Genomic DNA, 3,628 nt, shown 5'->3' with positions numbered 1-3,628 from the left:
CGGGAACGCGGTCGATGGTGCTCACTCCACCCATGTGGGATCCCGTCGTTCGAGGAAGGCCGCCATTCCCTCGCGGGCCTGCGGGGAGGAGAACAGCCGGGCCGAGAGCGCCGTGAGGTCGGCCGCGTCCCGGTCGAATGCCTCCAGCACCCTAGCCGTGAACAGCTGTTTCGTCTCGGCCAGGCCCTGGGGCGAGGCGCGGCGGAGGCCGTCGAGCACGGGGGCGAGGACGTCGTCCACGTCGTCGCCGGTCGCCGTGACCAGTCCGATGCGGGCCGCCTCGGGCGCGTCGAAGCGTTCGCCGGTGAGGGAGTAACGGGCGAGGGCACGCGGGTCCGTGCGGGGCAGGAGGGGCAGGGAGATGACGGCGGGCGCGACGCCGATGCGTACCTCCGTGAAGGCGAAGGTGGCCGCGGTCGAGGCCACCGCGATGTCGCACGCGCCGAGCAGGCCGAGGCCGCCGGCCCGTACGTGTCCGGTGACCCGGGCCAGGACCGGTTTGCGGAGTTCGACGATCTGGCGCATCAGGTCGACCAGGGCGTCCGGGTGCGGGGGGTCGCGCAGGTCGGCGCCCGCACTGAAGGTGTTCCCGGTGTGGGTGAGGACGACGGCGCGGACGTCGCGGTCCTTGCCGCACCCGGTCAGCGCGTCGGAGAGTTCGCCGACGAGCGTGGCCGACAGGGCGTTGCGGTTGGCGGGTGAGTCGAGGGTGAGGGTGGTGATGCCGCGGTGGTCTGCGCGGTGGACGAGTCCCGTTTCCGTCACGGCTTCTCCCGTAGTTCCTGGGCCCTGCGCTGTTCCAGAACCCTGCGCTGTTCCTGGAGGTCGCGCAGTTCGCGGCGGAGGATCTTGCCGGAGGCGGCGCGGGGTACGCCGGCGACGAAGGTGACGCGGCGGACGCGTTTGTAGGGGGCGACGCGTTCGGCGACGTACGTCATGACCTCTCCTTCGGAGAGGTCCGTCGCGGTGGGCTGGCGGACCACATAGGCGTGCGGGACCTCGTTGTTGTCGTCGTTGTAGAAGCCGATCACGGCGGCGTCCGCGATGCCCGGGTGGGTGAGGAGGAGGGCCTCCAGTTCGGCGGGGGCGACCTGGAAGCCCTTGTATTTGATCAGTTCCTTGACGCGGTCGACGATGTGGAGCCAGCCGCCGGCGTCGGCGTGGCCGACGTCTCCGGTGTGCAGCCAGCCGTCCTCGTCGATCATGGCGGCGGTGGCGTCGGGGCGGCCCAGGTAGCCCTTCATGACCTGGGGGCCCCGGATGAGTATCTCGCCGCGTTCGCCGGCGCCGACGTCAGTGGAGGGGTCGTCCAGGGAGACGATCCGCATCTCGGTGCCGGGGAGGAGCTTGCCGACCGTTCCGGGGGGTGCGTCCTCGGTGCGGTCGGAGGGGACGATGTGGGTGCAGGGCGAGAGTTCCGTCATGCCGTAGCCCTGGGCTATGGGTGGCAGGCCGAGGCGGCGGGCGCAGGTCCGGGCGAGGTCGGCGTCGAGGGGTGCGGCGGCGGAGATGATGTGCTTCAGGGACGACAGGTCGTACTGGGCGACCGCCGGGTGCTTGGCGAGGGCGAGGACGATCGGCGGGGCCACGTACAGGTGGGTGATGCGGTGCGTCTCGATCGCGGCGAGGAACGTGTCGAGGTCGAAGCGCGGCAGGACGACGGCGGTGGCGCCCTGTCTGAGGGGTGCGTTCATGAGGGCCGTCAGCCCGTAGATGTGGAAGAACGGGAGGACGGCCAGGACGCGGTCGCCGGGCCTCGCCGTCATGACGGGTTCGAGCTGCGCGAGGTTGGTGGCGATGGACCGGTGGGTGAGCATGACGCCCTTGGGGATGCCGGTCGTGCCGGAGGAGTACGGCAGGGCGGCGATGTCCTCGACAGGGTCGATGGCGATCTGTGGTTCGGGCGCGGCGGTGGCGAGCATGTCGGTCAGCGAACGGTGTCCGGGGGCCCTGTCGCAGACGAAGATCTCCCTTATGCCGCCTGCGCGTTCGGCGGCCGTACGGGCCGTCTCCAGGAGGGGCGAGACCGTCACGATCCAGCGGGCTCCGGAGTCGGTGAGCTGTTTGGCCAGTTCGTCGGGCGTGGCGAGCGGGTGCACGGTGGTGACCGAGGCTCCCGCGCGCGTGGCGGCGAAGAAGGCCGTCGGGAAGGCGATCGTGTTCGGGCTGTGCAGGGCGAGCACGTCGCCCTTCTCGACGCCCGTGTCGGCGAACGCGGCGGCCAGCCGCCGGTGGAAGCGGTCCAGTTGCTCGTACGTGATCGTGGTGCCGTCGACGCCGTCGATCAGCGCGGGTGTGTCGCCGAACTCGGCGGCCCGGCCCAGGACGGCCTCGTGGATGGGGAGTTCGACGGCCGGGACTTCTTCGTACTCGCTGCGGAACACGGTTCCTCCTCGCACGACGGTGCCACGACGGTGTCCTGCGGGACACGGCCCGGTGGGGTCCCGCTCTCAGTACGACTTGGGCAGGCCCAGGGTCTGGTGGGAGACGTAGTTGAGAATCATCTCCCGGCTCACCGGTGCGATACGAGACACGCGCGCGGCCGTGATGAGGGAGCCGAGCCCGAACTCGCGGGTGAGGCCGTTGCCGCCGAGGGTGTGCACCGCCTGGTCGACGGCCTTCACGCAGGCCTCTCCGGCGGAGTACTTGGCCATGTTGGCGGCCTCCCCGGCGGCCATGTCGTCCCCGGAGTCGTACAGGAAGGCGGCCTTCTGCATCATCAGGCGGGCCAGTTCGAGGTCGATGTGGGCCTGCGCGAGGGGGTGGGCGATGGCCTGGTGGGCGCCGATGGGTGTCTTCCACACGGTGCGGTCGCGGGCGTACTCGACGGCCTTGGCGACGGCATGGCGCCCCATGCCGATCGCGAACGCGGCCGTCATGATGCGCTCGGGATTGAGTCCCGCGAAGAGTTGCAGCAGGCCCGCGTCCTCGTCTCCGACGAGCGCGTCCGCGGGCAGCCGTACGCCGTCCAGCGTGAGCTCGAACTGCTTCTCGGCGGACTGGATCTCCATGTCGATCGGCCGTCGTTCGAAGCCGGGGGCGTCCCTGGGGACGATGAACAGGCAGGGCTTGAGGGTGCCGGTACGGGCGTCCGCGGTGCGGCCGACGATGAGGGTCGCGTCCGCGATGTCGACGCCGGAGACGAAGACCTTGCGGCCCGTGAGCAGGTAGTCGGCGCCGTCGCGGCGGGCGGTGGTGGTGATGCGGTGGGAGTTGGAACCGGCGTCGGGTTCGGTGATGCCGAAGGCCATGGTGCGGGTGCCGTTCGCCAGGGCGGGCAGCCACTCCTGCTTTTGTTGCTCGGTTCCGAAGCGGGCGACGACCGTGCCGCAGATGGCCGGCGAGACGATCAGCATGAGGAGGGGGCAGCCTGCGGCGCCGAGTTCTTCGAGGACGATGGAGAGTTCGGCTATGCCGCCGCCTCCGCCGCCGTATTCCTCCGGCAGGTTGACGCTGAGGTAGCCGAGCCCCGCTGCCTCGGACCAGAGTTCGTCGGGGTAGCGGCCCTCCTGGTGGACGGTCATGAGGTACTCGCGGCCGTAGCGCTTGCCGAGGGTGGCTACGGCGGCTCGTAGGGCCTTGTGTTCGTCGGTTTCCATGACGGGGGACACGGGGGCTCCTAAGGGGG

The 3,628-nt window shown here is 70.5% G+C and carries 3 protein-coding genes; all 3 read right to left on the bottom strand.

Annotated elements, in window-relative coordinates; all coding sequences use genetic code 11:
- Positions 1–21 precede the first annotated feature (21 nt).
- Positions 22–765, bottom strand: coding sequence for an enoyl-CoA hydratase family protein (locus FPZ41_RS45560; RefSeq protein WP_322621564.1), 744 nt, complete (start codon positions 763–765; stop codon positions 22–24).
- Positions 762–2,384: a 4-coumarate--CoA ligase family protein gene (locus tag FPZ41_RS45555; protein WP_322621563.1), complete on the bottom strand. Its 1,623-nt coding sequence runs from the start codon at positions 2,382–2,384 to the stop codon at positions 762–764. The genes FPZ41_RS45560 and FPZ41_RS45555 overlap by 4 nt, the downstream gene beginning before the upstream one ends.
- A 66-nt stretch (positions 2,385–2,450) precedes the next feature.
- On the bottom strand, positions 2,451–3,599 hold the full coding sequence (locus FPZ41_RS45550) for an acyl-CoA dehydrogenase family protein (protein ID WP_152870680.1): 1,149 nt from the start codon (positions 3,597–3,599) through the stop codon (positions 2,451–2,453).
- Between the last annotated feature and the right edge of the window lie 29 nt (positions 3,600–3,628).

The sequence above is a fragment of the Streptomyces acidicola genome, assembly GCF_009377235.1.
Taxonomy (GTDB): Bacteria; Actinomycetota; Actinomycetes; order Streptomycetales; family Streptomycetaceae; genus Streptomyces; species Streptomyces acidicola.
This window is presented reverse-complemented; position numbering and strand designations above follow the sequence as displayed.